Annotated in this window: 1 pseudogene; it reads left to right on the top strand. The window is 67.0% G+C overall.

The features are described from left to right. Nucleotides 1-21 precede the first annotated feature (21 nt). Nucleotides 22-264, top strand: a pseudogene (locus GSF22_RS34335) (hypothetical protein); the annotation flags it as partial.

Here is a 264-nt window from a genome sequence, read left to right as displayed (position 1 = left end):
CTGCGTAAGGCTGTGCTGGGTGTGACGGGTCTGGTGTTCGCGGGTGGTCTGGCCGCGGGTCCGGCGTTGGCGAACGAGCTTGGTGTGGAGTCGAAGCCGGCGGCGCCGGTGGTCCAGACCGACACGAGGGCTGACGCCAAGGCTGGTGAGGCTGTGGGCGTGGTTGATCGGGCGAAGCTGTTGCCGCATGGTGTGCCGTCGGGTCAGTCGCGTATCGATCTTGGTGCGGAGCAGACGGGTAACGTGAAGGAGATCGTCGCGGCG

The organism is Micromonospora echinofusca (assembly GCF_017614955.1).
GTDB classification, from domain to species: Bacteria; Actinomycetota; Actinomycetes; order Mycobacteriales; family Micromonosporaceae; genus Micromonospora; species Micromonospora echinofusca_A.
This window is presented reverse-complemented; position numbering and strand designations above follow the sequence as displayed.